Origin of the sequence: Vibrio makurazakiensis, assembly GCF_050337375.1 — a bacterium.
Classification (GTDB): domain Bacteria; phylum Pseudomonadota; class Gammaproteobacteria; order Enterobacterales; family Vibrionaceae; genus Vibrio; species Vibrio makurazakiensis.
The window spans coordinates 1-1,183 of the sequence record NZ_JAKJSW010000449.1 but is presented as its reverse complement, the minus strand read 5'-3'; the positions used below and the strand labels follow the sequence as shown (position 1 = coordinate 1,183).

The 1,183-nt window shown below is 29.1% G+C and carries 1 protein-coding gene; it reads right to left on the bottom strand.

Annotation, left to right across the window (positions count from 1 at the left end; translation table 11 throughout):
* On the bottom strand, positions 1–1,173 hold a 1,173-nt coding region (locus L4C33_RS22360; RefSeq protein ID WP_428814572.1), incomplete at its 3' end, for an oligosaccharide flippase family protein.
* Between the last annotated feature and the right edge of the window lie 10 nt (positions 1,174–1,183).

Genomic DNA, 1,183 nt, shown 5'->3' with positions numbered 1-1,183 from the left:
GTTAATAACTGTAGATGAAAAAAACTCTATAACAAGTATAGATATAGCTGCTCCCTCCAGTCCAAAATATAAAATAAGGCAATATGAAATAGGTAAACTGATCAAACCTGTAAAAATCATTTTGTACATTAGAAATTTGTAACCAGAATAAGAAACAATAACTCTATAACCAAAAGAACCAAAAATTGAAAACAATGAAGAAATAGATAATATGGATAAAATATCTTTCATCTCTGAAAATTCCTTTCCATATAATAAATCTACCAAAAAATCTCCAAAGATGAATATCACAACTATAAATGGCATCGATACTATCGTTAAAATAAAAAACACCTTTGACAAATTATTTTCTTTATTATGTTTTTTAGATAGACAATCCCCTAACAAACTCGTCAATAACGAAATAGATATAAAAGCCCAAGAACTACTCAAGAAAACAGAAGTATTGAAAATGGCAACCTCTTTCATTCCTAAAAGAGAACCTAATAACAATTCATTGATTTTTGTATATATAACAATTGAAAATCCACTTACCGCTAAAGGAGCTCCAAGAGTATATGTTAATTTCGTTAACTTTCTGTTTTTATGTTCCTTATAAACTAGTGCGCTTCGAACTTCTTTATTATACTTTACTTTTCTCAACACATATGGAATAGCACTAAGAATAATATATGGGATCATAAACATTGTAGTTTCATTTGTCATCTTAGTTAGGAAGACCCTAACTATTTGACTAGAAAAGCTTCCGATCTGATTATAAATAGCATTTACTTTTGACATTAACATTCCATCAAAATATGGCTTATAGCTATCTATAGTTGTTGCATATACGGATACAAATGCCAGCAATAATAATATATTATCCACCTTATTAAAAACAACATTCATGGTGAAAATTAATAAGACCATTACACTAAAACAAATTAGCCTCGGTGTTTTTCCAGATTCAATAAGAGAATATACTAGCTTGCTTTTTTTGGCTGCCCTGTCAAAAACAATTGATTGTGAACCTAATTGACCGATTGGTACAATCATTGCTGAAATAGACAAACAATATACTATACTACCAAGACTATCTGGACCTAAGTACCTAGCAGTGTATATTGTTACAAAATATCCAAAAAATACCGAAAAAAACTTCTCGAAAACTAACCATAAAAAGTTCTTAACCACTAATCTATTT